Genomic DNA, 25,762 nt, shown 5'->3' with positions numbered 1-25,762 from the left:
AGGGAGTAACATGCCCTCCTTCGAGCAAGCTGGTGAGTATTTAAAGAAATATCTAAAACATGCGATTAAAACCAAAATACGTTCGGCCCTAATCAGTCACTTCGCTGCCTTTTGGTATGTATACGTAATAATAATCGCTGCTTTTCTATTATTCTATCTCATTGCCGCGGCGATAAGCAGTTCTCAATCGGTCGCCGCGCAATCTCTCGTCTCTGATAAGTATCTGCCGCCACAGATATATATCAGTAACCTAGGAGACACGATTACAAGTAACTTTGGTGAACGCATTGACCCCGTTACCGGTGCTCAAAGCTTCCATGATGGGATAGACCTTGGTCTACCACTTGGTACGCCTGTTGCAAGCTCCACAGACGGTGTAGTTACCAAAGTCAGTTATCCTAAAGCGACTGATCCCGCTTCCACAAAAGATGCCGGTATTTACGTTTCAATTCAGAGTACGGATCCTGATCTAGAGAAAGCCGTCAACCGCTACCTGCATCTTCGTGATGCTTATGTCATCACAGGACAAACCGTAAAAAAGGGGCAGATAATTGGGTTGTCAGGTAACTCAGGTAAATCAACCGGTCCTCATTTGCATTATGAACTTATCCCGGACCAAGATGCTGTTGATCCAACACCGTTCATCGCGACGATGTCGCAAATCTTGGATGTTGCCAGTGACGCTGCCTTTACAGCCATGGAGGACATAGACTGGTCAAATATGACTGGTAACGACTATCAATCCGATCAGATGCTCTATGTCAGCAATACCTATATGTCTACCCAAGCCCCTGCTTTTACAAGCCAAGGTACAGTCTATATCCGAGACCTTAACGGAGGGACAATCATTAGCAGCGGGGGAACAAGCGTAGGTGGTGGTAGTGTTGGTCCTATTATTCAGGTACCAGACACACTAGGGACACTCACTAACCCCTTTTTCATCAAATATGCTCCTTATGCGATGGCCGAGGAAGATCGGAGTGGGGTAAAAGCGAGTATCACGCTTGCGCAAATGGCCCTAGAGTCCGCCTACGGGAGGTCTGATATCTGTAATAACCTATTCGGGATTAAAGCCAACAGCAAATGGACAGGTCCTACATGCTCTGTAAACACTAACGAACAGGACTCAGACGGTGTTTATACGATCAGAGCAAAGTTTCGGGCTTATAGCAGCTTTGCTGCATCTATTGCCGATCATTCCAGCTTTTTATTAGAAAATCCAAGGTATAGAACAGCGCTCAGTCAAAGCAACCCTTATGCATTTGCCAATGAACTACAGCGCGCAACCTATGCCACCGATCTTCAGTATGCCAATAAACTCAAATCTATTATGAGAAGTCAGAATTTAGTCAGTTTAGATCGAGATAGAGGGATAAATCCTAGTACCGGTAAGCCTTGGCAGGACGTTCCATATAATGTCGCTCCACCAGTAGCAACGACGCCTCCTATTACTAGTACGCCTTCTCCCGAAGCTTCGGCAGCTCCTAATACGTCTGATCAGTTCGTTATTACATTTGGAATTCAGCAGGTCTATGGGGACTACGCCAAAATCTATCATAATAAAACCGTTAATGGACACGTAGTGCCCACACCTAGCACACTAATAGACCCTTATTCTGGCCAACCGGTATTTAATTTGGTAGATTACAACAATGTGGTAAACTTAACTACAGGAGAAGTTCATCCACCTAGTATGTATGTAAAAGACGTTCCGGATGCTATAGCAGTGACGCTATCTTCATCTGGCAGTGATGATCTAAATGTAATAAAAGTAGACTATATAAAGGGGCAATATTAATGAATGCACAAATGATGGATAGCTTGTTTATCGAATCGTATCTAATGCTTAACATGGATATTTCATTCACTGGTGTCCGCACTTGGTTTGAGACGGCTGGACTTTCCATGGATGATGTAACCCTCTTTAAAACGCTTTGGCAACCAGAGAAGATGGCATCTGAGTATCAAGCAGAAGTGAGCCGTTTGATCATCTATCGGATAGAAGATGTCTTCTTCCAAATAAACCGAACGGAAGAGGAGTTTAGCGAACCGATCCATCAACTGTTGCTTCGTACTATGAACACCCGCACTCTTTATGGCGAGCAGGATGCTATGATCGACCTTGGCGTCTTGCTCATGCAGGATAAGGAGCGGGAAGTCCCCCTCTATCCATCACTGCATACATACTTCAATTAAAGGGTTTAAGCTGTCTTCCTACCAGAAGGCGGCTTTTCTTTTTGTGGTACTTTAAATTCTTTAATCAGCTGCTGGCCGCACGGTTGTAGAGAAGGGACATTTCGCCATTTCACATGACGTGGATGAATTGCTACTAACATTATTAATCGTCCCGCTACCGCTTTGAGGAATACGTATCCTTTTATTGCCCATTTACCAATATTTCGCTATACTGAATATATTCTAATTAACTTATTAATGATCTCTGCCGTCACCTATTCAGCAGAGAAGGAGCGTTGCCGTTTCGGTAACAATTAAAAGTGTAGCCTCGAAGCAGAAAAGCATTCCAAAGTTTATTTGGACATGTCTTTTTTAGCATTCGGGGCTATTTTTTTGTCTATTTTAGACAGAAGGGAGCAATAGGAAGTGGACCATTTGAAAGCGTACTGGCCACAGGAAATTGAATGCATACGTAAAGGCGTTAATCGGCAGGATGGCTACCTTACCCTCATATCCCCTCATTACATAAATGATCGTCTTCAAAATAAAGATTATCCGGATCGTGTATTTGACGAACTTGATATCTTTTGGGCGATTTCAAATGGACACATTGTAGAGGGATATGATTCAGGTGATCGGGGTCGTAATCCAGAAGTTGAACGCACTATTATTGGACCATCCGTCTCAGGTAATTACTGTGTGGTGATTGTCTTAATCAAAACCGCAACCCGGTTCATTATTAAGACTGTATTCCCTGCAGACCGTGAGCGCTATATTAAGCACATTCCAGGGGGAATTTCGAATGCCGACTAAAGGTAAAAAGGACAAGGCTTTTATCATCTTATTTTGGCTGGTTGGATTATGGTTTGTTGCGACTAAGCTGATATATAGTATGTAAGCCAAATGTTTGGAGCATTTCAAAGAGCATGATAAAATAAGGTCATAGGAGGGATGAAGATGTCTCGCTGTGACCGGTGTGAAGGAGAAATTCGAACGATGCATATTCAAAGCGAACGCAAGTACGATGGTGGTGTATTGGTTGTAACCGATGTACCTGCTCAAACGTGCAATTGTAAGGATAATGATCAAATTTTGCTAGGTGATGGTGCTTTTATTGCGGGATATGCAAAATATCTGGCAAAGCTTCGTGTCATAGGGGATGTTCAAGTCTCACTTCATGACTTAAAACAGACCTTTACCTTGCAAGACTTCATTCCGCAGCAATAATCGCTAGGATGATCAAAATCATATAACACGGAAATTAGAAGACGCTCTTAGGACGTCTTCTTTTTTGCGTTTAAGGAGGAATTCGAATGATTAAAAAGGTATCGATCCAACTAAATCAAAGTCTGCTTTGTGGTGGCTGCGCGGTAGTGGAGCGGGATGGGCATCATGAGACCATCTTTTTCGATGTTGTCAAAAGCAATCCGATTATTGTCATCGTTGGTGGACGTGGGAAAGAAATTAAACCTAGAAGTCTAGCCGATGAGTATGAAAAAGAACTTTTAGAACTCTTTCTCAAGCACAATGTTCCATTTAAGCTTGGGATCCACGATATTAAGCCCGCGAAAAGAATAGGAGTGAAAGCTGATTGTCCTCCTAACACTGGTGCTATGAAGAACATACGTACAAGTAATCGGGGGGTCAGCTAATGATTGCGAAGGTGGCTTTCATGTTCTTCTACAATGAACATGGTGCAGTAGAGAACCCTGATGAAGAAGAGCTCTTCGCTAAAGTGATGGCGGAAATTGGTGTAGCTTCAACCGAGGTGCTTATTTCCCATATTGGTTATGAATTGTCGGCCGGCCATCTAATCAACGCCGACCAATTCTATCTTTTGGAGACGCAAGAGACTGAGGTCACTCTATATCTCTTTTCTAATCATATTGATTTTAACGGCTACAAGCAGCGATTGATTCCATTATAGACGGAAAGCGGGAAACCTTTGATTTGTATGCTGTAGTTTATCCAGGTGACCACAGTGTTCCTGGAATCACAGTCATGGAAATAGGTGTTCACCCTTATTGATACCCGCTTCCAAATTGGCAATTCAAACTCGTAATAGGAGAGTGTCACGATGAACAACATTCAAGAACACGGTTATAACCGTAATGAATCCCTGTTAAAAGGCGATTTGATTGATATCACGCCTTTTTCCTCTACAATTGGCATCACCTTACCAGTGCATTTGACTAAATCCGTTTGGAAATTTATCAAGCGGAGTAAGAAAGAAGAATCCTCATTAATGTATCGCATTGCTGATTTCCTCCTCAAGCTTAGGCATGAGCTCAAATTCAGCAATGAGGATCGTATCGAATTTACTTATGACGGAGAGATCCATGAGTTCTCAGTATTAGCTTTGCAGCAGAAGGATGCTCATGGAAATCCGGTATTGTCCGTGAAATTAATCGATGAGGATTAATAATTCACATATGTAATATTGAAGGCAACCAATGCTTCATGAAATAAAGAGTTATTGGGGCAGGGAGCTGATTTTTGGGCTCCCTTTTCAATATTTAGATCAAATTGATGGTTACTAGGAGGAAACATGACGATGAAGATTATTGGTAATGTATTAATTAACACCGGTGGACATTGCATGGTGGCAGAACTTCTTATAGAGAGCGGGGGAGAGCTTAGGTCTATAACCGTAACCAATGAGTGTATTGTCGGCCGACGTGTGCCATTTTCGGAAGATGACGGTTGTATCGACCATAACGAACTCATTTTATGGGAAGTCCACGGCGATTTCGATTACAGTGTTATTCCGATAGATATTCGAATGGAAGTACTACAAACATACTTCAGACAAAGATGTAGAGATTGATTTGCCCGTCTTTGTCATGAAATTGCAAGTACATCCGAGCTATCGAAATCGAAATGGAGTCAATGTGATGGGTAGACTTACAGACTACTATCCCGCTTCCGCTCCGAATAAGTAAATACCTATTTACCCCTGCATGGGTGGTTATGATAAATGACCCTCCGGTGCAGCGGGGGGGATAGGGAGATAGGCTTTATGCCAAAACCAAGACCATTGGAAGTCCACGTAAATAGTAAAGGAAAGAAATATCTGAAGCTGCAGGAATTAATCCATGCCGAGGATACACACTTTTTCCTGCCCGTTGATGCTCCTCGAAAAACCGATTTATTTAACAAAGGCTTTTTAGACGGCAGAAAGGCACCAATACCGTTGAAGACTTCTTACGCGGAGAGCCATGAGGAGCGCTTTGTGCTCGCTATTGAAAAGGGGAGCGTCATAAGCAATCTGGATAGACAAAATCGTTTCTACGGGCTTGTGAGCCTTGAGAAGACGTTTCTGATCGAAGTCCGTGAAGCAGATCGGTTTATTGAGAACATCTGTATGGAATGTGAGTATTACGGGGAAGCGGGATGCTTCCAAAACGATTTTAAGTGCGCGGAGGAAGATCGTGATCGTTTTCGTGATTCTCCTCACTTTGAAGCATTAAAGGAAAAGCGAGAAGAAAGGAACCGACAAACATTTCCCGTAACGGGTTGAGGGATACGGCGCAGCTCCTTGCCACAGTAAGTTCACTTACTTGAGCGGTTCCGATTCTTAAGTACCTCTTAAAACTGAAGCGTGAGAGAAGGGCGGGTATCCATCCCCTTTTCGGATAGTGCAGGTGATGCGGCCCGGGCGCTTCACCCTTTCGGTTGTCCTCTTGTGAGCTGTGAGCTCACTTGAATAGAGGACTATAAATGTTTGATCAATCCTATAAGTTAAAAATTTGCTCGCTGTTCGCCGGCGGTGGTCTGTTTGATTATGCCTTTAAGCAATACTTTGACATCATCTGGGCAAATGAACTTAGCCCTGCAGCAGCTGCTTGCTATCGAGCAAACATAGGTGACCATATACAGGTAGGCGATATCCAGAATATCGATCCCAGTGAGATTCCCGAGTCCGACGGCTACATTGGCGGACCGCCATGCATCGATTTTTCGTCTAATGGGCGGAATAACGGAGAGAGCGGGGAAACTGGTCATCTCATCTGGGTGTACTATAAGCTCATTCAAACAAAGCGCCCGAAATTTTTTCTTTTTGAAAATGTATCTAATCTATCGGTACGTCATAAAGAAACACTTGAGCGCCTGGTCGAAGCCTTTGATAGTGTCGGCTATAATGTGTCGTTCAAAACCCTGGATGCAGCAGACTACGGTGTTGCCCAGTTTAGGAAGCGGGTGTTTGTTGCTGGGATTCGGAAGGATCTAGGATTCACGTTTGATTTTCCCGCTCCAGCAGCTGCACAAATAAACGTTAGGGAAGCGATCGGCGATTTACCGGTGCCTACGACTGCACATTCGCGTCAGCGGGTGTTAGGTGATTTTCCTAATCACGTTGCGACCTGGGAAAGTCCCACGCCTCAGAGGATTATTGATGTGATTCAGCACCCACGCTCCCAGTGGAGGGGAATGCGCCGGCTACAGTGGGATTATCCTAGTCCTACCATAACTGCGCACGTTTCGAAAGATGGGCGTGAACACCTATTTCCGAGCGAACCGCGACGGATCACGGTGAGAGAAGGACTTAGGCTGATGTCTGTCCCTGATGACTTTATTATTCCAGCTGAAGTACCACTAAGCCACCAATATCGCATTGTGGGAAATGGAATTGCTTATCATGTAGCAGATGCACTAGCTCATGCACTTTACACTCAATTTCAAGTGTACGATACGACATTGGCAATCTAATAGAATTGATGATAAGAAGCCTTCGAAAAATTTTCCTTTGCCTTGTAACCTATTATGGAGATCCCTTTATCTTGGATTTGTACAGTGACTTCTATATTCGCACAGTTGATGCTAGAATAGGAGCTGTCGTAAAGGCAGAACATGGCCAGCAAAGGCGTACGGAAACCGAGTTTCTATATGAACTACGATCCGGACTCGCTCGAGGAATAGACTAGAGAAGAGACCACTGTTGCAGCAATATGCAGCGTGGTCTTTCCTCCTGTAACTACTGTAAAGATTCTAAGTCTTACATAAGGAGGTATTGGTTATGACCGATGACAAGAAGCTTAGTTATTATAGCTATCTTTTAGAGATCCAGGAGAACTATGACCCCATAATTAAGCTGATGAGAGAACAAAAGGGCACGAATTGGCAGGGGAAGGCATGGAAGGGCCCGATAACTCAAATCGCTCAAAATTTGAAGCTTATAAAGCCATTAGCCACAATAAACTGGGTGTCCCTTCCTTTAATTGGGCCACTTCTGGCGGGTACAGCAGCTATGTACTCCCAGATTCCGATTTGGATTCTAATCTTCGCAGGTTTGTTCTTGTTTTGTGCCGGCTATTACACTTTAGTTAAACTATACATGGGGAAAATGGCCAGCATAAATGATCCTCGCTTTCATGTAGAAGCATTCATTGCACGGAAACCTGCAGAGTATCAAAGATTCTGGTCCTTATTTGTAAATGCTCCGGACTTTAAATTCAAAACGCTTGTAGCTAATTTAGAAAGCTTGCTTAAAGTAAGCCCAACGGGAGATCTTTCTCAACTAGCCGTATTCGCACAAACACAAATCGATGAAATTACAAGAAAGCAGGAGCGGCAATTGGAAGCTTCAAAAGAAGTTATTTCCGTGTTGCAAAACGATATATCTTCTTATGAGGAAGCGATCGTTTATCTTATCGGCCTTCTTAAGAAGATCAACGAAAATCTCTATCGCTATATAAATGAACAATTCGAGCTGCACGACCTGGATTTTGTATCTGGCTTCTCTTTATATCGCGTCGAAGGTGACCACTTATTGCCAATCATTAATAAAGGCACATCAGGCTCACACTTCCATCCAATCGATATGAACAACCCAGGTAAGTTATATGCAGTAGTTGATGCTGCCAAAGATCAAGATGATGCAGCAATTAGTCATATCCCATATGAGGGCAGAAAGATTGTTGCTTTTAAAATGAAAATGCTCAATAACGAAACGTGGATTTGGGCATTTCATTTTGATCTTGATGATATGAGAGCCTTGTCTCTTATCGAAGAGAATGCTATTATAGAATCAAGACAGATTCGTAGAATGATTCATTCATTATGTCTTGTCTATCAAAAACGAGCACTAGCCACTAAGGAGGTTGATCATCATGTCGCCAGTTAAAATTGTAGAAAATGTCTCTCAGAAGGATATTTTAGAAAAACGCCGTCAGAAGCGGGCAGAGATGATGAAGCGATTCAACCAACAGACGGAAGATGCTAAAAAAAGCATTGAAAAGCTTTCTTTTCTAGCCAAACATTCATAATTGATAAAAACCCTCCGATCTTCGGAGGGTTTTATTGTTATATAAGGTGGGCAAAATTCATACTATCTAGATATCTTCCAAAGAAGAGGGGATAGTATGGAAAAAAAGTCACCAAAAATCCTACCCTTTTTATCTAAGCCGATTCGTATCATTGATAAGACGCAGGAGGAAATAATTGCAGAGCGTAGAGCTGCCCGGAAAATAAAAATTGATAAATTGTTATCTCAACAAGAAAATACTTCAAAGTAAGGTTTATAAACTAAAATGACGAGCTGAGGGGGTAATCAGCAGCTCGTTGAGACGGATTAACAAAACCCCTTTTGCTGTCATTCTTGCAGCAAAAGGGGTTGTTTTTTTAAAATACATTTAGAATTTGAAGAAGTAAATTTCTTCTTTCAATCACGTCTTCTTTATCTTTATATCGATCTATGAAAGTTAATAAATCTCTATCTACTGTCTCCTTAATCGCACCAAGAGAGTACTCAATGATGTCAGGATTTTTTTTATCTTTTTCATTGATATGTCTTTTAATAATAATGCTGTCTATGTTGTCTATGCTGTCATCGATAGCATATTGCGCTTTAATTGTTCTGAGTAATACATATATCTCTTCCAGGTCCTTTAATGGTAAGTGATAGAAATGTGACTTCTCACTACGATATTCATTTTTAAAGATCCGAGAATAAACCAGGCCAATTAGGTTGAAATGCTTTTGATATTGTCGATCTAGATTATAAAACTTACTTTTACTATCCATTCCCAAACGGTAAAATTGATTAATGTCTACATCCCCATTTAGAATTGAATGTGTAATAAATGTAAACTTTCTGCAAAGGAAAGTATAACTCAGTATAGTATGAAAGAACCTATTACCAACTCCACCTTCGGTGTAATTGGTTACCTCTTTATACTTAGTCCCGTCCCATTCCACACAACCAGTATAAGCAGAAGTTTCGAACGTTTTACGGTTACTCTCTTTCCAATACACAGCACCGTTCTTAACTAACCAATCATATATCGGCCAAGAATATTGTTCGTGGACTTGATCTACTGCTTCTAAAAATTCTTCTTGATTAAGAGGAAGACACTCCCTAATAAATCCATCCACATTTCCTTCTTTTATATAACCAAGTAACACTTCATTTATCAAAAATATCCCCCCGAGTCCAATTCTCTATACCTACTATATCGGCAAAACGGATTCAGAGGTAAAGGATAGTAAGTTATGATGGCGACAGGAGTAACCGTCTATGAAAATACTTTATTTTCTCAAGGGATTTATTGTTCCAAGATTATCCTGTATAATATAGCTATTCTAAGTATCTATTTATTTATCCTTGCCGTTATTGTTCCAGCAGGGAAGGGGAAGCTGTTTTACAGCCATTACGTAAAGGTTCAACCATTAAGCACATTTAAGTCATACGGGACTCGTATGTCTTTTTTAGTGCTTTTTTTTGCGTTGTTCCGAGAAAAGGAGTCGATTGATCTGTTCCAGAGGATGAAAGCAATATTACAATTGTTTCTTCATCAAGAGGAAGAAGGTGCAGTGCTGCTTGAGAGTAACGCTTGGCGCCTCCAATGCGGCAAGACAAAAGTAAAGCTCTCCAATGGTTTATCTGGTACGATCCTACGCAAGCTATGCTGGACATGTACGAGAAGTCACCTATTGGAGTAATGCAGCCGTAAGATAAGGATATTCCTTCATCTGATCATGACAAACCGCTATACCGGGGAAATTTATTCACTTCCCCAGGAGCGGGGAAGTCATAGGAGGAAATTAGGAATGAAAAAGAAGAAAGCTATTTTACTACTCAACTTAGGCGGTTTTGAAACTAGGATGAGTGAAAACCTTGAACTCGCTCGAAGCTACGGCGATACCGTTTACTCCCTCACAGGAGACGGTTTAATCAAAGTAGAAGACGCTCGTTATTTCGTTCCCACCAATATTATGGATCTTACGCCAGCAGAATTTTTCATTTGGAGTGCTCAGATTAACGAGCACCTGCAAGAAGAAGGGTTTGAGGCAAGTGATGCGGCGATTTTAGCTGCTGGGAGAAAACATCGGGGACTTTATCCGCTTGGTGCAACGATTGGCCAAGGGATTAAGTTAGGAGCGTGATTCAATGGAACTGCAATATATTGCGTTCAAATGGTGCATTGAGTTGTCTTTAGATCGCTTAAGCACCGCTCTAGAACAGCTTAGTCTCCGTCCCGCTCCAACTAAGCGTCATGAATGGTCCCGCTCCGTCGGCGAACATATCATGCGTGTGGAGTATAGGCCTCAGCTCAGTACAAAGGAATGTTCATTTCTTTGGATCCGCTGGGAACATCCAACCGGTCATACGGATAAAAATGCTTTCGACCGACTGCTGGCAGATTGGTTTTTTACCATGAGCCAGTACGCACCGGTCAACGTTTACTGGATGCAAGCGGTCATCGGCGCAACTGATTTCCGCTCCCTATATGGATATGAGGAGACTTCGCCAAAAATATGGACCAAAGAAGATAACCCGCATCGGTTCTCTTTCTATCCCATCCGATCAGGCTTCTACCATTTTGAAGTACGCTGCAAGGAAAAGATGAAAGCGATCCAACATAAACGGTATTCGATTTGGCTCGAGGAGTTAAGCAATAATTTGTTAGGGCGGGAACGACCGGACGATCAGATCCTGTTCGATCTAACTGCAGCTGCCGGATAAGCTAACCGGAACAAGGTAATTGGAAGGTTTAAACAAACCATAATATGTGAGGAGGAAGCCCCTCTACGATTGACCAGGGGCTTCCTCTGGCAATCCGTATGGGCGTATTCGTATGACAATACAACAAAAGCTTTTATTGATGAAATGTGACCGACTTTCTAAATCCAGTGGTACGCTGAAGAATTGCACAGTAATCGGGCAACTCAGCTCACGGAAATAGATTGAACGGTTTAGGAAGGGCGCTGATGCGCCCTTTTTTTATATCATCATAAAACTTAGGAGGAAATTCATATGAACTATGTCAATATGATAAATAAATCTGCAGTACAAGAGGTACGGAGCAATTATTACTCGTGCTGCAACTCAGGGGCCCTTTCCAATAAAGAATTGATCATAAGTATCTTAGAGCCACTCATTCGAAATCGGTCTCTTTCTGAGGTAGCTGACGATCTCCTTCAAAATGGATTGCATCAACTTGCATCTCTTTCGGAATTTGAGATCTCAACCACGTATGGATTAAATGAGAAGCAAAGCTTTCATCTCATGAGTGTGATGGAATTAGGCCGGCGATTAATGAGGAAGAGCTTATCAGAAGATGTAATCATACGTTCTCCTCAAGACGTCTTTAATGTTGTAAGTGATCTACGGGAGCTGGATAAAGAACATTTCGTGGTGCTCTTTCTCAATACAAAGAATTCCGTCATCGGGCGAGAAACAATTTCTATTGGCACCTTAAATGCCTCACTCGTTCATCCGCGCGAGGTATTTAAAGCCGCTATTCGTAGAGGTGCAGCATCCATCATCGTTTCTCATAACCATCCAAGTGGTATTTCTACACCTTCTCCCGAGGATATTCATCTTACACAACGACTAGCTGAAGCAGGAGAAGTAGTTGGGATCGAGCTACTCGATCATATCATTGTTGGACAAACATGCCTTAGCATGAAGGAACATGGACATTTTTGTCCAGCACCTACCGCGGGGACGGCATAGCAATGAGGATCCTATCTGCTGAAATCACAGGGTTTAAGCTGCATCGCACAAGGCGAACCTTTACCTTTGGTCAAGTGAATCGGATCAGCGGTGGTAATGGAAAAGGGAAAACAACAATCTCGGAATCGATCGCATGGTGCTTTTATGGCTGCGATCTTTCTGGGAGGACAAAGGGGATATACGAGAAACTGAAGAACCCTCATGCTAAGGAAACAAAAGTCGTGGTCGAGGTGGAACTGCCTGGTAAAGGTGGCGAAATCTCCGTCAATAGCTTTTGTCGAATACGCAAAGGGGATACAACTTCCGTGTTCCTTAACGGCAATAAGACAAAGCAAGCCGAATTCGACTCCTTACTTGGATCTATGGAGCTTTTTCTTAGCATCTTCATCCCTGGCTATTTTGGAAAGTTTGCTGTCAATGAGCCCTCCAAAGCACGCAACTTGCTCATTTCGATGCTGCCAAAGCTAAACAATGAAGAAGTGGTGGCTCAGTTAGATGAAGAGGATCAAATTCGTATTGAATCGCTTGAGATGGTGAATCCAGACCATGCGATGAAGCGATTGCGCAGCGAGATTTCGGAGCTTGAAGCCGTTTTATTAAACGTAGAAGGCGCTATTCAATATTTGCGTATCCATTCTTTAATCTCGGTTCCTATGCGTGTAGTTAGAGAGGATGAACGGCGGCTGCAGGAAATGAAAGGGGCTTTTTCTTCTTTCTTAGCCGGCAGCATGCCGTCCTATCAACATGATCTCCACCCGCTCCTAGAACGAAAGGCCGAGCTGCGATACCAATTTGATGAGCGAAACAGTGAATTTAAAAAGCTGAAGGCAAGCCCGCTTCCAAGAGCCGGTGATACGTGCCCAACGTGCCATCGCAAGCATACGATTACTGAAGCGCAGCAAGAGTTCGAAAACCGAAATGCACGTTTGTTGGAACTTAAACAGCAGTGTGAGCAACTCAGAGCTGAAGGGTATGTTTTGGCGGAGGAATTGGAATGGAAGACAAAGGAGAATGAGGAGCTTTTACGCTTGCATATCGTGGAGCGGGAAGCCATCATCGCGAAGAAGCAAGCAGAAGTAGATGAACTTGCTGCTCTCGTAAAAGATCGGGCCCATAAGCTCGAAATGGCTAAAGACTTGGACAAGCAGCACGAGATATATGGCGAGACGACATCAGAAATCGACGAGAAGAAAGCCTGCGTACAAGCATTGAAAAACTTCATGTTGCAGTACGTAGAGATGCAAGTTTCCCTTGTGAATAGCTTCTTAAACCTGGCGAAAATCCAGTTGTTTAAGTATGCAGAAGGAACAGGGGAAATCATGCTCGACTTTACCTTAACCTACGGGGAAGCGGGTACAGAATACTCCTCGTTGTCTACGTCAGAAAAAATTCGTTGCTCGATCGAAATAGCGGGCCTTCTGAACAAGGTGCAGATGAAAGCCTATCCCGTCTATATCGATAATGCAGAGTCTATTGAAGCATTCGATGCTCCTCAGACACAGTACTTCGTGGCAGAAGTGATTAAAAAATCTGCGCTACAAGTCGATGTCGTGGCCTAAAAGTGAAGGAAGTGTATTCCTTCTTTATTCGTAAAAAATAGGAGGCTAATCAATGAATGATTGGGTTTTTTACCTATGGATTGGCATTATTTCGCTTATCGCTATCCTTCTTATATTGTTTGGCATATTTCCGTTAGCTGCATTGTTGCCTAGTTTACGTGCGATGTGTTTTGGGCGTTATATGAATCGTTATTTTATCGTCCAACGGCGAAAGAATGGCAGTTATACCCTTCATCATAATCCCATGCTATTCTACTACTCTTGTAGCGAGCGTAAGTTTTATCGATTACTAATGGATGCAATACTGAAATTTAAAAAAGGCTATCCGGATCAGGTCCTTGTGGCACAGACTTTTACATTCCAATCCTCTAAGCGTGAGGGTAAAATCATTCCTTACAAAGGAATCCACTTGTGGGGATACCGTGTACTTGGCGGCATTCTGATTTTGCGGAACGTATACAACTTCCGGAAGAACAAAAATGGCATGCGCCGGTATAAGCCTCTCCTTCATGATCTGTTCATCAGCCAGGTTATCGAATATGTCGTTGTAGATGACCAAGTGAAGGGAGATATGCTTGATGAACGTAGAACAAATTGATTTGTTTGCCGCAATTGAGGAAATAGAAAAAGCCCAGTACCAGAAAAAGCAGCCAAGAGCGGTTATACGTAAAGTCGAAGCGTCAGCTAAAGAGATTGAAAAGCTGGGTACGGAGGATATGATCCCACCCAGTGCTCCAACCGATTGGTTGTACGTTCTGACTTGGCCATGGAACTTCTTCACAAGCCTTTTCGGTCTTGGTGTATGGGTTAATGTCTATATGGCGGATGCGAAGACGGCGGCTGGTACTACTTGCATTATGACTGCGTATTCTCGAAAGCTGTTGGCTTTTGGGAGGCTGAAGCGCAGCAACGGGAATTAGAATTACAGTATCGCATTAGTCATAAATGGGGTGATCTATACTCCCGGCGTGGTTTTCAAGATGTCGTTGTTTGTATAGAGAAACGTCGGGCAGCCGGCCGCACTCAAAGTAAACCTAATAGGAATAGCGAAGACTTGCAGACGATTCCTTATGCATTTGTACGCTAAATGATAGGACAAAGAAGAAGATAACATGCTGTAGCGAGGGCTTCAGCCGTTAGGAGGAATTAGAAAATGGCAGCACCCAATGAGGAGTGCATCACTTACGATTGCGCTGTTTGTCATGGCTTGGGCATCGTTAAGCTGTACTCAGGGCAATCGCCTTCATTGAAAGAGATTGAGATTAGTTGTTCAGGGATAGGTAGTAGTAAGCGGGCAGCTGCTCAGAAGCAATAGAAAGAGTCAACAAAAACTAATTGTTCATTAAATTGAATCGAGGAGGGAAAGCTCCGCTGGAATGTACAGCGGGGCTTTCCCGCTTTCATTCTAAGAGCGATAAATACCATGAACCTATTTTTCACAGCAAAAGCCGAGAAGAAGGAACGATCGTTTTTCCGATTGTATGGGAAAGCAGGATACACCTTTTATACGATTAAAGAGAATCGCCCAAATACGATTCAAAAGGTAACACCCGCTTCCATCTATATCACCACAGAGAAGGGAGTCCGTCCGATTCGGATTTCACGCAAGAGTATGCGTAAGGCACTTTCTATGCTATTTTACCGACGTGTGACAACGCTCAAGGCACTGATGAAAATACATGCCTTTTCAAGCGCCCTAGCTGGGCTCCTTAAGGCGATTGTAAGTGATATTTGTAAAGTGACAGAGACGAAAACAGGGGCGGTACGGCTTAGCCTACGCGGCCTACGCTATTTCTTCAGTGGTGTAAGTAAAGGTCCGGATGATATTCGTATTGTTAAAGAGAATGGGGGCACCTTTGTCTTACTTAATTACGTAAATATCCGTTACGACCAGTCAGCTCAGTGGAAGAAGCATCTCCGTGACCTCGGGCTTACATATAGGTGTGTGATGCTCGATCCAGGAGCCAAGACGATTGCTGAAGCAGAGAAGCGAGGGAGGAAGCTTGAGCCGATTGATCTCGATGATTATGCTGACTTTGTTAAACGGCACTCCGATGTGATTTATCAGTATTTAACCTGTGATGTCATTGGTGATCCGGAGAAGACACGGCTTAATACGCTACATTTGGAGCGGGTTGTCGGCCGGCGGCCGGTGCCCATCTACCATGTGCAAAGCCCACTGGAAGTACTTGAGCAACTGGTTGAGGAAGATCATGAAGTTATTGCGATCGGAGGTTCGGTTTTTGTTGGCCGCAAACAACGTGAGATCATGTTTGCTGAGATATTTGAGAGATTTGGAGATCAGAATTTTCATGCGCTTGGACTAGGTACAATGAGGCTGCTTTTACAACATAGGTGGTTCTCTTCTGATTCCAGCTCTTGGCTCAACGGGAGGATCTTCCGTAAACTTCTTGCTTGGTCAGGTGATGAGCCAGCAGCAAAAGGGATGTCTAGTGAAGAAGCGTTAGCTTTTAACATTCGCTCACTTACTGCATTAGAAGAGCGATATACCGATATACAAATACATTTCAATTTAATCGGACCAACTTAGACGTTTTCAACAAGAGTAATCAATCTAAAACAAACAAGCCGCATACCTTTAGGTATGCGGCTTGTTTGTTTTTAATTTATTCAACAAGTTTGTCTAGTAAGCGAATTAAAATTGCTATTGCCTCAGCACGAGTAGACGAAGCATTAGGATCAAAATTCGTTTCGGTTTTACCTTTTACAATCTCAGCAGCAGCAAAAGCATTAATTGCATCAGCTGCCCAGTTAGCTTTGACATCAGTAAATTTGGTATTTTCTACCTTAGCATAATCGACAAGGCGGGAAAGAATCGTTACGATTTCAGCTCTTGTGATTTTCTGATCCGGACGGTAGGTGCCATCCGTATAACCAGTTAATATACCGGCATGAATTAAGGCTTCTAAATAAGAACTATTACTACCCTCGGTTTCATCAATAGGTATCCCAAAAGCTCTTCCCACCATGAAAGCAAACTGAATACGTGTAACAATTTCATCTGGTCTAAAAGATCCATCGTCAAAACCCTGGATAATACCCATTTTAGAAGCACGTTCAACTATCTCGGCATGCCAGTCTGTAGGTTGAACATCTGTGAAGCTAATTGGAGAGGCCTGTTTTTCCTTCTCAAGAGTGGCCTCGATGGCCTCCTGGCTGAACACTTCTTTGAGAACTGGTTTTTTTACAGTAGGAACTGGTTTAGTTGGATTTTCAGGAAGTGGGGATGGAATTGTACCAGATCCGCTTGTATTATTAGAGCTGTTATCTGCTGCATTGACGTTGATTGTAATTTGATCACTATATTGAAGATAATTAACGGTTAATTTAGTTGAACCCACACCAACAGCAGTCACATTCCCAAAATTATCTACAGTAGCTACAGATGAATTATCTGTTAAATAGTCCGAAAGGTGATAGCCGTTGCCTGTTACATCTTCTGTCGAATCATTATCATAATTCAAAAGGACTTGAACAAACTGACTGCTCCCTACCACTAGGTTAAGTGGTGAAGGGGAAATAGTTATACCAAGCATATTTGGTCCAGAATTCGGTTCATGGACTTTCAGATCTAGTGAAGTTGAGGCAGTTCCATATGATACTCGAATTTTTGTCTGGCCACTAGCAATGGCAGTATAGACACCTTTATTAGACATAATTACGATCGCTTCGTTATCAGAAGACCAATTAGCAAAATCCGTAATATCCTCTGTACGGCCATCTTGATATGTAGCAGTGACAGTCAATGAATCTGTATCTCCAACAGAGACATTCATGGAAAGAAGGTTCAATGAAAGGCTGACTGGATTATCGGTAACTTTAATATTCGTGAAGGCAGAATCCAAACCAGGCACATTGGCTATAATTGCAGCTTCTCCAGGGGCCAGAGCTGTTACATGTCCGAGATTCGTAATGGAAATGACATTTGAATTGGATGAGGTCCATTCAACATCATCTGTTACGTCAACTACGCTTCCATTTGTATAATATGCCTTTACTTCGGGGTCAATTTCTTGACCAACTGGTATTTTTGTTGGTATCGGAGAAATTTCCACATGATCCAATACAAGGTCAGTCGTTAAAGTAATGGTAACTGGCGGCAGACCTTTTACAGTAGCAGTAAGCGTGGTTTGTCCAGCTGCTAACGTGGTGATTACGCCATCTGGATTAATGGTTGCTACTGCTTCATTTGAGCTTGAAAAGGAGATAATGGAGGTGGATAGCGCTTCTTCCGTATTATCGCTAAATACCCCTTTAACGTTAATAGACCCATGATCGCCAACATGCAAGTTCATATTCGTTTCATCGACACGAAGACTTGTAAGTTGTGCATCGTTGTTATTATAGAAATTAACATCAACAAGAATATACAAGACTTCCGTGCCAAGCGTGAAGTTGATTTTTGTTTTACCTATGCCAACGGGAGTAATTATACCATCTTTAACTATTGCAACTTGCTCATCCTCAGAAGACCAAGTGCCAAGCGAAGTCACTTCAATTTGAGTCATATCACTGTAATTTGCATAAATAGGAATTGGTGAGGTTGGCTGATGATATTTGAGGTTGAAATGAGCACCCTCGATACCACCTATCAAACCCCAATAAAATTCATTAGGAGGAGGCGGAGGTGCTAATGAAGTTACAGTAATGTTTACTGTACTTGTTAGCCCACCATATGTACCGGTAATAGTAACAGTTCCACCCATTCTCCCTGCAGTAATGACACCATTGGGAGATATACTGGCTGCCATTGTATTATTCGAAGTCCACGTTGCATCATTCGTGTAATCTACAGAGGAGTTGTCTGAAAAATGTCCTTCTAGGTGTACTTTCGTAGTACCTGTTACGATTGGGATGTTTGTTTCATCTGAAAAAATAGTAACAGAATTTAGTACTGGTTGAGTTTCCACTGTAGAATCAGCGTTGGCAACACTGCCGAACATCGTTACTACACTTAGTATAGATAGTGCAGTAAACGCGGTCATCATTTTACGGATCTTCTTTAAACTATAGATCATGAAGTCTTAGCCTCCTGTTGGTCCGATCTGTGGGCATAACGGACTATAATATGAAAATTGTTCCATTAAATGATAATACAATAGTCGATAGAATCGCACAACTTAAATAGTTCTTCTTTCATAGATTATATAATATAGGAATAATTTTTCGCTCCGTATCATTTAGCATTAATAACCTCTACAAGAATAATAAAAATTAAAATGACAGATGAAATATAGATGATGGTATTGTCAAGTATTTTGTTAAAAATCAATGATACAGTATAATAAAAATATACAATATAAGAAATTTCAAGTAGTTTTGAGTATTGGTGCTCTAGGTTCAACCCAAAAAGCTGGAAAGTAAGATTTCTAAATAATAATGAAAAAGCTATCAAGTAATTAGTAGGCGGTGTATATAAATGTCAATTGAAATTAAAGTATCTTATAGTATCCATTTAATCGATATTCTCGATGATCTCCTTCATGATTTACGTATTAATAATCCTGAATACCGTACTGCTTTTGATGTTGGAAATAATCCTGTTGTTAAGATCTTGGCATCAGAGTTAGGGCATTTATCTACATATTACGCCTTACCAACGGAAAGAGGAGTTACTTTCGATATCAAAAGATTACAAGCTCTACGTGAGGAACTACTGAGCGCAAAAGTCGAAGCTATCGATGTTGCCAACCAGGTAATAGCTTTCGAATTTGAACGGCTCTTAGCAACGGATAATAAAATCGTATTTACTTTTACAGAAGATAAATACCAACTATCTTATGAAGATAATATTTGGTACGGATCCGCTGAACATATTATAGGCTGCACAATGAATGTAACTGACCCGCTTCAGCCTAAAGATCTTTGGCATTTGATAACCGTATAAGAAAAAGTATATGAACAAGCTCATTCTCATATAGGATTTATAGAATAAAGAAAATGTGACCCTTGAAAAATGGCAAACGGATATTGATTTGTCTGTCATTGTTATTATTAAATCTATATCTATATCTAGGTATACAGTAAAGTTAATAGGGAATAACTGATAGTATAGGTTCGATATTGCTAGACTTCAGTTTTACTTTGACGTACCTTTACTCCGGTAGTGCGCACCATCCGTTATGCGGATGCGGGGGAGAGGGAACGCGGACAGTCTTCTGAGAGGAAGTAACTCGAACCCACGAGCGCTCGTGGGTGACAACGATTCGCGTTGCACTTTCATTAGGCGATCCGCGACTAATTGACAGGCTATACAGGCCAGAACATAGCATTACAAAGCCCCGAAGCACTGAAAGGTGATGCGGGGCTTTTGGTGCTGCTTTAATAGGATATATTTGTTCTGAGAAAATAAAGTATTAGACTGAAAAATAAAGTATTAGACCGGAAAATAAAGTTGTAGACTGGCGGCGGGCGTTAAGCTAACGGAGCAGATTTGCTCAACTGAGAGGGGAGGAAAAGAAATGATTTTAACAGGCGATTTAATTGAAGCTTATCAAAGGAACTATTTGAATGTATCGGATTTAAACATATGGGCTTAAGGTTACGTATAGGCAGCCCTCTAATGTAGTCCTTTTGGGCCTTAAGAATGGTATAATAGACACATGTAAACATTGAGAGAGGAGTTATTTATTGGACTAAGGAGGGTGACAACATGACAACTAACATTAATTTCTCTTATAAACACCTTCTTCAAGTAAGTAACATTTTGTCCGGAGTGTTGCGCAGGTAAATGTTACCGGCAATACTCCCGACGGTAACATTGGATATATTCGTCTATTGGCGTTTATATATAAAATCATCTGGGGGTTTAGGCATGTTGTCAAGGAACACAGCTAAGAAATACTTAGCAAGCATTATGGTTTTTGCACTTATTTTTACCATGCTTAGCAGCATCGCGTATGCTAACGCCGTATTGGTGTCGGTCTATACGAACAAGGAAACGTCAACCATTGATGTTGGTACTTCCGAAATGTTCACTTTGACCGCGTACTACGGAGGCTCTGTTACGGATGACGTAACGCAATTGGCAGACTGGTCATCGGATGATACTAGTGTTGCAACTGTCGACGTGAACGGTCAAGTCACCGCTGTTAGTGGCGGTACGGCTACGATTACAGGGGCATACGGAGGTTATTCTGCGACGATTGAGATCACAGTTCCGGGAGCTCTTCCAATTATCACAAGTCTTACCGCAACTCCAAGCTCTTTAGCATTGCATATGGATGATACGGCTCAACCTATCACCATTACTGCAAATTGGAGTAACAACACTACAACCAATGTGACGGGTTTGGTTGATTGGACAATTTCTAATTCTGATGTAGTTGATTTTGATAGCGCAAGCACTTTCTTGCCTATTAGTGTTGGAACAGCTACGATCAATGCTGTCTACAATAATGTATCGGTAGACATTCCTGTAACCGTTAATCCAGTTCAGGCTCCTACGTTGAATTACATAACGTTGAACACCGGTAACACGACAACTATGGCTGTTGGAGATTCGATAACTCTTGTTGTTACAGGTCACTATTCAGATAATTCTACTGCTGATTTGACTTCCCAAGCGACTTTCGTCAGCAACTTCCCGAATTCTCTTTCGGTAGGTCCTGCGGGTGTAATGACAGCTCTGTCTACAAATTTCTTACCACCGGTCGTTACAGTAAGTGTTGGTGATGTGCAAGCATCGGTAATGGTAACAATTAATTCCGGTTCACCAGTTCTTCAAGGGATTACTGCGGGTCCTTCCGCTCCTTCTTTGATCGTTGGACAAACACAACAATTAACTGTTACTGGGAATTACTTGACTGGAGGTCTTCCTAGCTTTGTAGATGTTACAAATTCGTCTGCATATGTTTCTTCTGACGAAGATGTTGCTACAGTTTCTAGCGCAGGACTTATCACTGCAGTGGGCATAGGCTCGGCTACTGTTACAGTGACAAACGGTGCTTTCACTAGTACGGTTGATGTTACAGTAACGGCGGCTCCACCTACTTTCACAGGTTTGTGGATTGATTCTACTAACGTAACAATTACTCAAGCAGTGACTCATCAGATTGTTTTGAAGGCAAATTACAGCGATGATTCTCAAATTGACATTGCCCCAACACAAGCTACTTATAGTTCGAACAATCCGTTCATTCAGGTAAGTGCTAGTGGTGTGATTTCGTCGATAGCCATGATGCCTGGAATAACAGGTGTTGTTACGGTGATATATAACAATCTTCCACCTATTACTATCAACGTAACTGTTGCCGCAATTATGCCACAACCAACTCTGTTGGCTATGACTGCAACTCCGGGATATCATACTCTCGTTGTTGGACAAACAGCTCAATCGACAGTATCTGGTTTGTTCTCGGATGCTTCGACAGCTGATGTAACTAGCCAAGTTGTTTGGACTACTTCGGATGCAACTAGAGCAACTGTAAGCTCCACAGGTTTGATTACCGCAATCGCACCTAACCTTGGTCCAGTTACGATTACTGGTACTATCGGTTCGGTGGTAGTAAATATTCCGATTGCTATTACTGCGGTTCCTGTTACAACTACAAGTGTAACTATCCAAGGTAACTACCAGAACAATTCGGTTCCGGTTGGAACTAGTGGTCCGGTAATTGCATCTGCACTTATGTCTGATATGACTTCTATTTCGAACCTTGGTTCCTTGGCTACTTGGACTTCTTCGGATGCGAGCGTAGCTACAATCGATAACACTGGATTCGTTAATACTCTGAGCGTAGGTACAACTACAATTACTGTAACATACGGTGGGCAAACTGATTCTGTAGTTCTTACTGTAGTTCCGGTTGCTCCGACTGTAACAGGCATTACGGTTTCCCCTGCTACTACAACAGCAACCGTTGGAGGTACTCGTTCTTTGGCAGTAACAGCAGCTTATAGTGACACAACTACAGCTACTGTAACTTCGCAAGCCACGTATTCGTCCAGCAATACATCGGTTGCTACGGTATCTACTGCAGGTGTGATTACTGCGGTTCAATATGGAACAGCTACCATTACTGTTTCATTCAGTGGACATACGGCAACTTCTGTGGTCACTGTGAACTCGGCAGTAGTAACAACACCACCTCCGGTTGTGGCACCACCTACGGCGACTATACCTACAGTTCCGACTCTTGTGCATCCTGTTGCAAATCAAGATATTGTCAGCAATACTCTGATTATGAACATTCTTACTAAGGCTGCGACAGGTACTGCTCCTAATTTCGTAGACGTACCTGCTACTTCTTGGAGTTCGAGTGTAGTTGATAAGGCTGCTAAAATGGGTATTGTTGATGGTAAGGACGCGGAGCACTTTGACCCTAATGGCAAAGTTACTCGGGCAGAATTCTCAACAATGATCATGCGTGCTTTTGGAATCACACCTACTCAAGGTCAAAGTTTCGACGACATTCAAGGTCATTGGGCAGCTGAATCTATTCAAACGTTGGTTAATAAAGGAATTCTGAAAGGTTACACTGACGGAACTTTCCAACCGGAGAAAGAGATAACTCGCGAAGAGATGGCGGCAGTTCTTGCTCGTATGATTAACTTTGTTAAACCAGAAACTAACCAGTTCGCTGATTCGGCTAACAGCTGGGCAGTAAACGAAATCAATGCCCTTGCTAACGCAGGAGTTGTTGGTGGAGTTGGTAACGGTCAGTTCAATCCTCAAGGTGATGCTACTCGTGCTGAGTCAGTTGCGATGATCGTTCGCTTGATGGAAACTTTGGTTAAACCAGCAGACAAACAAGCTTAATGTTCTTTAGGGCCTCCCTATCTTCTGGTAGGGGTTCCCAATAAAATGGGCACGTTAGTTGATGACAACAGCGGCAGTCTAAGACTTTATTTTTCAAGTCTTGGTCCGCCGCTGCTGCTTTTAATGGATCAGTCTAAAACTTATTTTTCAAAAGCTGACGATCCTTCAATTCAAAAGCCGCGTTAAATCAATGACTCCAGTCTAATACTTTATTTTCACCGAACAATATTATATTATTTTTGGGCATAACGATTAAATAAAAGTGTAAAAGGCGTCGTTCAGGTTCTCTGAGACTACAGTATCGATTAGCTGAAAGTAAACTCCTAAGTAATACTTCTTTATTCCAATTGTCGGCAGTGGTATAATTTTTTCATTGCATAGTATTTAATAATTTTCCTTGCTTACATGATACAGCAGGGAAGGGGCAGCTTTTTTCAGCTATATAAAAGAGTACGAACAATGAGACGTTTAGAAGAACATACGGGATCCGTTTGTTTTTTGTCGTCTCTTTTTTGTGTTCTAAAAAAGGAGGAAAGGTTTTGCATACATTTATTAAAGAAATTAACGGATATAAGATTAAGTACTGGCCTTTTGGCGACGTTTATTACATCCCAATGTCTGCAGACTGGATTTATGAGGATAAAGAGCTTGCAAAAGTTGAAGAGTTCGCAAAGTCTTTAAACAGTAAAAATTAGAGTAAAGTTCAAACTAATAACCGTTATAAAGCGGAAGGAGGAAGTCCCTCAAAGCGAGTTGAGGGGCTATCTCTCATCCGCTTTAGGACGAACATAAAATGTCAAAGTTATTATTGAAGAAAGTCTATACCGTCAGTAGCAAGAGAGAGAAACCGCGACTCTGGCTTCAACATCTCATTTGTGAAGCTAGTAATTTCCAGCCAGGTGATCAGCTCTTTATTCATGTTAATGAAGAAGAAAAGACGATTAGTATTCAAAATTCGCCGCATGGAGAAGAAATTGATTCTGACTATGGGGTAAGCGTATCATCACGAATGAACCGAATTAGCGGTAAACCTCGGCCACTGGTTGATGCTAGTGGAGATAAGTTCGCAAAGGTTCTTTGCATTCAGGATAAAATAGAAATTAGTGTATATCGCGATGGTGAAAAGGGGAAAGTTATTGTTCGTCCTCTGCGTTATCGGTTATTTGAATCCGATACGATTGAGACATTAGATGATGAGCGGTTAAAGCTGCTATCCATCTGTGCCGGCTCTGGAATTGGCACAGCAATGTTTCGCGCATCCTCTTATTTTACACCTACAATGGAAATAGAGATGGAGGATGACAGCGCGTGTGTGTTGAAACACAATTTTCCTCATAGCTACTTGTTCCAAGGAGATTTAAGAGATTGTCATACCATAACTAAGGCAGATGTGGCTTTAGTTACGTTAGATTGTTCCGAACATTCTCAAATTGGGGATATGGATCAGGGCTATTTTGATAATCTGATATTGGGCACATACAAGATATTAGATGCTGCAGAGCCACGTGTTATCTTTTATGAGAATGTACCGAATTTTTATAATTCTTCGGTGTATCAGGAACTGCAGGAGCTGCTTTCTCATGAGTATCCATACCAGATTGGCCCCATTCGTTTAGACAGTTATGATTTCGGAAGTATCGCTCACCGTGATCGCTCTTATGCGGTGTCTTTCCGGGATAAGGAAGACTTTGATCTATTCCGCGTTCCGAAGCCTCCTGCAGTACGTAGAAAGCGTCTGAAGGAGTTTCTAGACCCTAAATCCACGGAGCATGTCTGGAAACCACTTGAGAAGTGGATGGAGAGCTTTCAATCGAAAGCTGAAAAAAATAATGCATGGGCAGATCGTAATATTGATAAAACCTTTGTGGATAGAGATGCTCTTGAGTTGCAATGCATACCAAGGCGGTATCGGTCACAATCCGCGAGCAATTCTTACGTATTGAGTGAAGACCGGAAGAGCTGGAGATTTCTAACGATTAGCGAGCTTCGTCGCATTTTCTCAATACCAGAAGATTTCGAGTTTCCGGATTATATTCCGATGTATCGCATTTATGAAATGATTGGTCAAAGTGTATGTGGAAGGGTACTTCGAAGTTGGGCTAATAGTATCGCTTCTGTCTTCTTTCGCCGGCATGCTGCTGAGAAGAAGGATTTGAAGTCACCTGTGAGGCCGGATATATCCCATACGGATCCGATGAGGTTCACGTTAGAACAGACGGGACAAATTGGATTTTTAATTTAGCGAAAAAGCCCTGCAATCTATGCAGGGCTTTTTTTATCTAGATCAAG

28 protein-coding genes are annotated in these 25,762 nt (G+C 42.1%); 26 read left to right on the top strand and 2 right to left on the bottom strand.

The window, feature by feature from the left end; translation table 11 throughout:
- Positions 1–10 precede the first annotated feature (10 nt).
- The 13 genes from WFJ73_RS22240 (at position 11) to WFJ73_RS22180 (ending at position 8,690) form a co-directional block, all read left to right on the top strand.
- Positions 11–1,798 (top strand): glucosaminidase domain-containing protein, encoded by a 1,788-nt coding sequence (locus WFJ73_RS22240; RefSeq protein WP_336775147.1) that lies wholly within the window; start codon positions 11–13, stop codon positions 1,796–1,798.
- Positions 1,798–2,196 carry a hypothetical protein gene (locus tag WFJ73_RS22235; RefSeq protein ID WP_336775146.1) on the top strand — a complete coding sequence of 133 codons (399 nt, stop codon included), beginning with the start codon at positions 1,798–1,800 and terminating at the stop codon, positions 2,194–2,196. Before WFJ73_RS22240 ends, WFJ73_RS22235 begins: the two co-directional genes overlap by 1 nt.
- 405 nt (positions 2,197–2,601) lie before the next feature.
- Entirely contained in the window at positions 2,602–2,988 is a 387-nt protein-coding gene (locus WFJ73_RS22230; protein ID WP_336775145.1) for a DUF4258 domain-containing protein, read from the top strand.
- Positions 2,989–3,171: 183 nt separating this feature from the next.
- Positions 3,172–3,402: a hypothetical protein gene (locus WFJ73_RS22225; RefSeq protein ID WP_336775144.1), complete on the top strand. Its 231-nt coding sequence runs from the start codon at positions 3,172–3,174 to the stop codon at positions 3,400–3,402.
- Between the two features lie 86 nt (positions 3,403–3,488).
- On the top strand, positions 3,489–3,827 hold the full coding sequence (locus WFJ73_RS22220) for a hypothetical protein (protein ID WP_336775143.1): 339 nt from the start codon (positions 3,489–3,491) through the stop codon (positions 3,825–3,827).
- Positions 3,827–4,102: a hypothetical protein gene (locus WFJ73_RS22215; protein WP_336775142.1), complete on the top strand. Its 276-nt coding sequence runs from the start codon at positions 3,827–3,829 to the stop codon at positions 4,100–4,102. The genes WFJ73_RS22220 and WFJ73_RS22215 overlap by 1 nt, the downstream gene beginning before the upstream one ends.
- 150 nt (positions 4,103–4,252) lie before the next feature.
- Complete coding sequence (locus WFJ73_RS22210; protein WP_336775141.1) at positions 4,253–4,597, top strand: hypothetical protein; 345 nt, start codon at positions 4,253–4,255, stop codon at positions 4,595–4,597.
- A gap of 132 nt (positions 4,598–4,729) precedes the next feature.
- Entirely contained in the window at positions 4,730–5,002 is a 273-nt protein-coding gene (locus tag WFJ73_RS22205; protein WP_336775140.1) for a hypothetical protein, read from the top strand.
- Positions 5,003–5,194: 192 nt separating this feature from the next.
- Complete coding sequence (locus WFJ73_RS22200; protein ID WP_336775139.1) at positions 5,195–5,695, top strand: hypothetical protein; 501 nt, start codon at positions 5,195–5,197, stop codon at positions 5,693–5,695.
- A gap of 200 nt (positions 5,696–5,895) precedes the next feature.
- Positions 5,896–6,885 carry a DNA cytosine methyltransferase gene (locus WFJ73_RS22195; RefSeq protein WP_336775138.1) on the top strand — a complete coding sequence of 330 codons (990 nt, stop codon included), beginning with the start codon at positions 5,896–5,898 and terminating at the stop codon, positions 6,883–6,885.
- Positions 6,886–7,192: 307 nt separating this feature from the next.
- Positions 7,193–8,299 (top strand): hypothetical protein, encoded by a 1,107-nt coding sequence (locus WFJ73_RS22190; RefSeq protein WP_336775137.1) that lies wholly within the window; start codon positions 7,193–7,195, stop codon positions 8,297–8,299.
- Positions 8,286–8,441, top strand: coding sequence for a hypothetical protein (locus WFJ73_RS22185; protein WP_336775136.1), 156 nt, complete (start codon positions 8,286–8,288; stop codon positions 8,439–8,441). Before WFJ73_RS22190 ends, WFJ73_RS22185 begins: the two co-directional genes overlap by 14 nt.
- A 96-nt stretch (positions 8,442–8,537) precedes the next feature.
- Positions 8,538–8,690 (top strand): hypothetical protein, encoded by a 153-nt coding sequence (locus WFJ73_RS22180; RefSeq protein WP_336775135.1) that lies wholly within the window; start codon positions 8,538–8,540, stop codon positions 8,688–8,690.
- 106 nt (positions 8,691–8,796) lie between these two features.
- Here the strand turns inward: WFJ73_RS22180 and WFJ73_RS22175 are convergent, their stop codons facing one another.
- Complete coding sequence (locus WFJ73_RS22175) at positions 8,797–9,591, bottom strand: hypothetical protein (protein ID WP_336775134.1); 795 nt, start codon at positions 9,589–9,591, stop codon at positions 8,797–8,799.
- 75 nt (positions 9,592–9,666) lie between these two features.
- Between WFJ73_RS22175 and WFJ73_RS22170 the strand changes: the two genes are divergently transcribed.
- The 8 genes from WFJ73_RS22170 to WFJ73_RS22135 all read left to right on the top strand — a co-directional run bounded on the left by WFJ73_RS22170 (position 9,667) and on the right by WFJ73_RS22135 (position 16,243).
- Positions 9,667–10,116 carry a hypothetical protein gene (locus WFJ73_RS22170; RefSeq protein WP_336775133.1) on the top strand — a complete coding sequence of 150 codons (450 nt, stop codon included), beginning with the start codon at positions 9,667–9,669 and terminating at the stop codon, positions 10,114–10,116.
- A 108-nt stretch (positions 10,117–10,224) separates the two neighbouring features.
- Complete coding sequence (locus WFJ73_RS22165; protein ID WP_336775132.1) at positions 10,225–10,560, top strand: hypothetical protein; 336 nt, start codon at positions 10,225–10,227, stop codon at positions 10,558–10,560.
- Between the two features lie 4 nt (positions 10,561–10,564).
- The gene (locus WFJ73_RS22160; RefSeq protein ID WP_336775131.1) at positions 10,565–11,140 is read left to right on the top strand and encodes a hypothetical protein; all 576 of its coding nucleotides are present in this window, start codon (positions 10,565–10,567) and stop codon (positions 11,138–11,140) included.
- Between the two features lie 291 nt (positions 11,141–11,431).
- Positions 11,432–12,133, top strand: a complete 702-nt coding sequence (gene radC, locus WFJ73_RS22155) for a RadC family protein (protein WP_336775130.1) — start codon at positions 11,432–11,434, stop codon at positions 12,131–12,133.
- Positions 12,103–13,692 (top strand): hypothetical protein, encoded by a 1,590-nt coding sequence (locus WFJ73_RS22150; RefSeq protein WP_336775129.1) that lies wholly within the window; start codon positions 12,103–12,105, stop codon positions 13,690–13,692. Before radC ends, WFJ73_RS22150 begins: the two co-directional genes overlap by 31 nt.
- 52 nt (positions 13,693–13,744) lie before the next feature.
- Positions 13,745–14,290, top strand: coding sequence for a hypothetical protein (locus WFJ73_RS22145; protein WP_336775128.1), 546 nt, complete (start codon positions 13,745–13,747; stop codon positions 14,288–14,290).
- Positions 14,271–14,612: a hypothetical protein gene (locus tag WFJ73_RS22140; RefSeq protein WP_336775127.1), complete on the top strand. Its 342-nt coding sequence runs from the start codon at positions 14,271–14,273 to the stop codon at positions 14,610–14,612. The genes WFJ73_RS22145 and WFJ73_RS22140 overlap by 20 nt, the downstream gene beginning before the upstream one ends.
- 503 nt (positions 14,613–15,115) lie before the next feature.
- Positions 15,116–16,243, top strand: coding sequence for a hypothetical protein (locus WFJ73_RS22135; RefSeq protein ID WP_336775126.1), 1,128 nt, complete (start codon positions 15,116–15,118; stop codon positions 16,241–16,243).
- Positions 16,244–16,319: 76 nt separating this feature from the next.
- Here WFJ73_RS22135 and WFJ73_RS22130 read toward each other — a convergent pair whose 3' ends face one another.
- A complete protein-coding gene (locus WFJ73_RS22130) occupies positions 16,320–18,731 on the bottom strand; it encodes an S-layer homology domain-containing protein (protein WP_336775125.1) in 2,412 nt (803 codons plus the stop codon).
- Between the two features lie 401 nt (positions 18,732–19,132).
- Between WFJ73_RS22130 and WFJ73_RS22125 the strand changes: the two genes are divergently transcribed.
- From WFJ73_RS22125 to WFJ73_RS22105, 5 genes are all read left to right on the top strand, one after another.
- Positions 19,133–19,600: a hypothetical protein gene (locus WFJ73_RS22125; RefSeq protein WP_336775124.1), complete on the top strand. Its 468-nt coding sequence runs from the start codon at positions 19,133–19,135 to the stop codon at positions 19,598–19,600.
- A gap of 927 nt (positions 19,601–20,527) precedes the next feature.
- Positions 20,528–23,473 carry an S-layer homology domain-containing protein gene (locus tag WFJ73_RS22120; RefSeq protein WP_336775123.1) on the top strand — a complete coding sequence of 982 codons (2,946 nt, stop codon included), beginning with the start codon at positions 20,528–20,530 and terminating at the stop codon, positions 23,471–23,473.
- 45 nt (positions 23,474–23,518) lie between these two features.
- Positions 23,519–23,659, top strand: a complete 141-nt coding sequence (locus WFJ73_RS22115) for a hypothetical protein (protein ID WP_336775122.1) — start codon at positions 23,519–23,521, stop codon at positions 23,657–23,659.
- 353 nt (positions 23,660–24,012) lie between these two features.
- On the top strand, positions 24,013–24,168 hold the full coding sequence (locus WFJ73_RS22110) for a hypothetical protein (protein ID WP_336775121.1): 156 nt from the start codon (positions 24,013–24,015) through the stop codon (positions 24,166–24,168).
- Positions 24,169–24,266: 98 nt separating this feature from the next.
- Entirely contained in the window at positions 24,267–25,715 is a 1,449-nt protein-coding gene (locus WFJ73_RS22105) for a DNA cytosine methyltransferase (RefSeq protein WP_336775120.1), read from the top strand.
- The last annotated feature ends 47 nt before the right edge of the window (positions 25,716–25,762 follow it).

This window comes from Paenibacillus sp. MMO-58 (assembly GCF_037146255.1).
Taxonomy (GTDB): domain Bacteria; phylum Bacillota; class Bacilli; order Paenibacillales; family Paenibacillaceae; genus Pristimantibacillus.
This window is presented reverse-complemented; position numbering and strand designations above follow the sequence as displayed.

Bases quoted from the DNA above. Each gene is read 5' to 3' on its own strand.
- WFJ73_RS22195 (WP_336775138.1), top strand. From the start codon at position 5,896: ATGTTTGATCAATCCTATAAGTTAAAAATTTGCTCGCTGTTCGCCGGC.
- WFJ73_RS22185 (WP_336775136.1), top strand. From the start codon at position 8,286: ATGTCGCCAGTTAAAATTGTAGAAAATGTCTCTCAGAAGGATATTTTA.
- WFJ73_RS22115 (WP_336775122.1), top strand. From the start codon at position 23,519: ATGGGCACGTTAGTTGATGACAACAGCGGCAGTCTAAGACTTTATTTT.
- WFJ73_RS22130 (WP_336775125.1), bottom strand. From the start codon at position 18,731: ATGATCTATAGTTTAAAGAAGATCCGTAAAATGATGACCGCGTTTACT.
- WFJ73_RS22235 (WP_336775146.1), top strand. From the start codon at position 1,798: ATGAATGCACAAATGATGGATAGCTTGTTTATCGAATCGTATCTAATG.
- WFJ73_RS22200 (WP_336775139.1), top strand. From the start codon at position 5,195: ATGCCAAAACCAAGACCATTGGAAGTCCACGTAAATAGTAAAGGAAAG.
- WFJ73_RS22215 (WP_336775142.1), top strand. From the start codon at position 3,827: ATGATTGCGAAGGTGGCTTTCATGTTCTTCTACAATGAACATGGTGCA.
- radC (WP_336775130.1), top strand. From the start codon at position 11,432: ATGAACTATGTCAATATGATAAATAAATCTGCAGTACAAGAGGTACGG.
- WFJ73_RS22160 (WP_336775131.1), top strand. From the start codon at position 10,565: ATGGAACTGCAATATATTGCGTTCAAATGGTGCATTGAGTTGTCTTTA.
- WFJ73_RS22190 (WP_336775137.1), top strand. From the start codon at position 7,193: ATGACCGATGACAAGAAGCTTAGTTATTATAGCTATCTTTTAGAGATC.
- WFJ73_RS22205 (WP_336775140.1), top strand. From the start codon at position 4,730: ATGAAGATTATTGGTAATGTATTAATTAACACCGGTGGACATTGCATG.
- WFJ73_RS22225 (WP_336775144.1), top strand. From the start codon at position 3,172: ATGCATATTCAAAGCGAACGCAAGTACGATGGTGGTGTATTGGTTGTA.
- WFJ73_RS22210 (WP_336775141.1), top strand. From the start codon at position 4,253: ATGAACAACATTCAAGAACACGGTTATAACCGTAATGAATCCCTGTTA.
- WFJ73_RS22105 (WP_336775120.1), top strand. From the start codon at position 24,267: ATGTCAAAGTTATTATTGAAGAAAGTCTATACCGTCAGTAGCAAGAGA.
- WFJ73_RS22145 (WP_336775128.1), top strand. From the start codon at position 13,745: ATGAATGATTGGGTTTTTTACCTATGGATTGGCATTATTTCGCTTATC.
- WFJ73_RS22135 (WP_336775126.1), top strand. From the start codon at position 15,116: ATGAACCTATTTTTCACAGCAAAAGCCGAGAAGAAGGAACGATCGTTT.
- WFJ73_RS22220 (WP_336775143.1), top strand. From the start codon at position 3,489: ATGATTAAAAAGGTATCGATCCAACTAAATCAAAGTCTGCTTTGTGGT.
- WFJ73_RS22140 (WP_336775127.1), top strand. From the start codon at position 14,271: ATGAACGTAGAACAAATTGATTTGTTTGCCGCAATTGAGGAAATAGAA.
- WFJ73_RS22165 (WP_336775132.1), top strand. From the start codon at position 10,225: ATGAAAAAGAAGAAAGCTATTTTACTACTCAACTTAGGCGGTTTTGAA.
- WFJ73_RS22125 (WP_336775124.1), top strand. From the start codon at position 19,133: ATGTCAATTGAAATTAAAGTATCTTATAGTATCCATTTAATCGATATT.
- WFJ73_RS22180 (WP_336775135.1), top strand. From the start codon at position 8,538: ATGGAAAAAAAGTCACCAAAAATCCTACCCTTTTTATCTAAGCCGATT.
- WFJ73_RS22170 (WP_336775133.1), top strand. From the start codon at position 9,667: ATGATGGCGACAGGAGTAACCGTCTATGAAAATACTTTATTTTCTCAA.
- WFJ73_RS22120 (WP_336775123.1), top strand. From the start codon at position 20,528: ATGTTGTCAAGGAACACAGCTAAGAAATACTTAGCAAGCATTATGGTT.
- WFJ73_RS22240 (WP_336775147.1), top strand. From the start codon at position 11: ATGCCCTCCTTCGAGCAAGCTGGTGAGTATTTAAAGAAATATCTAAAA.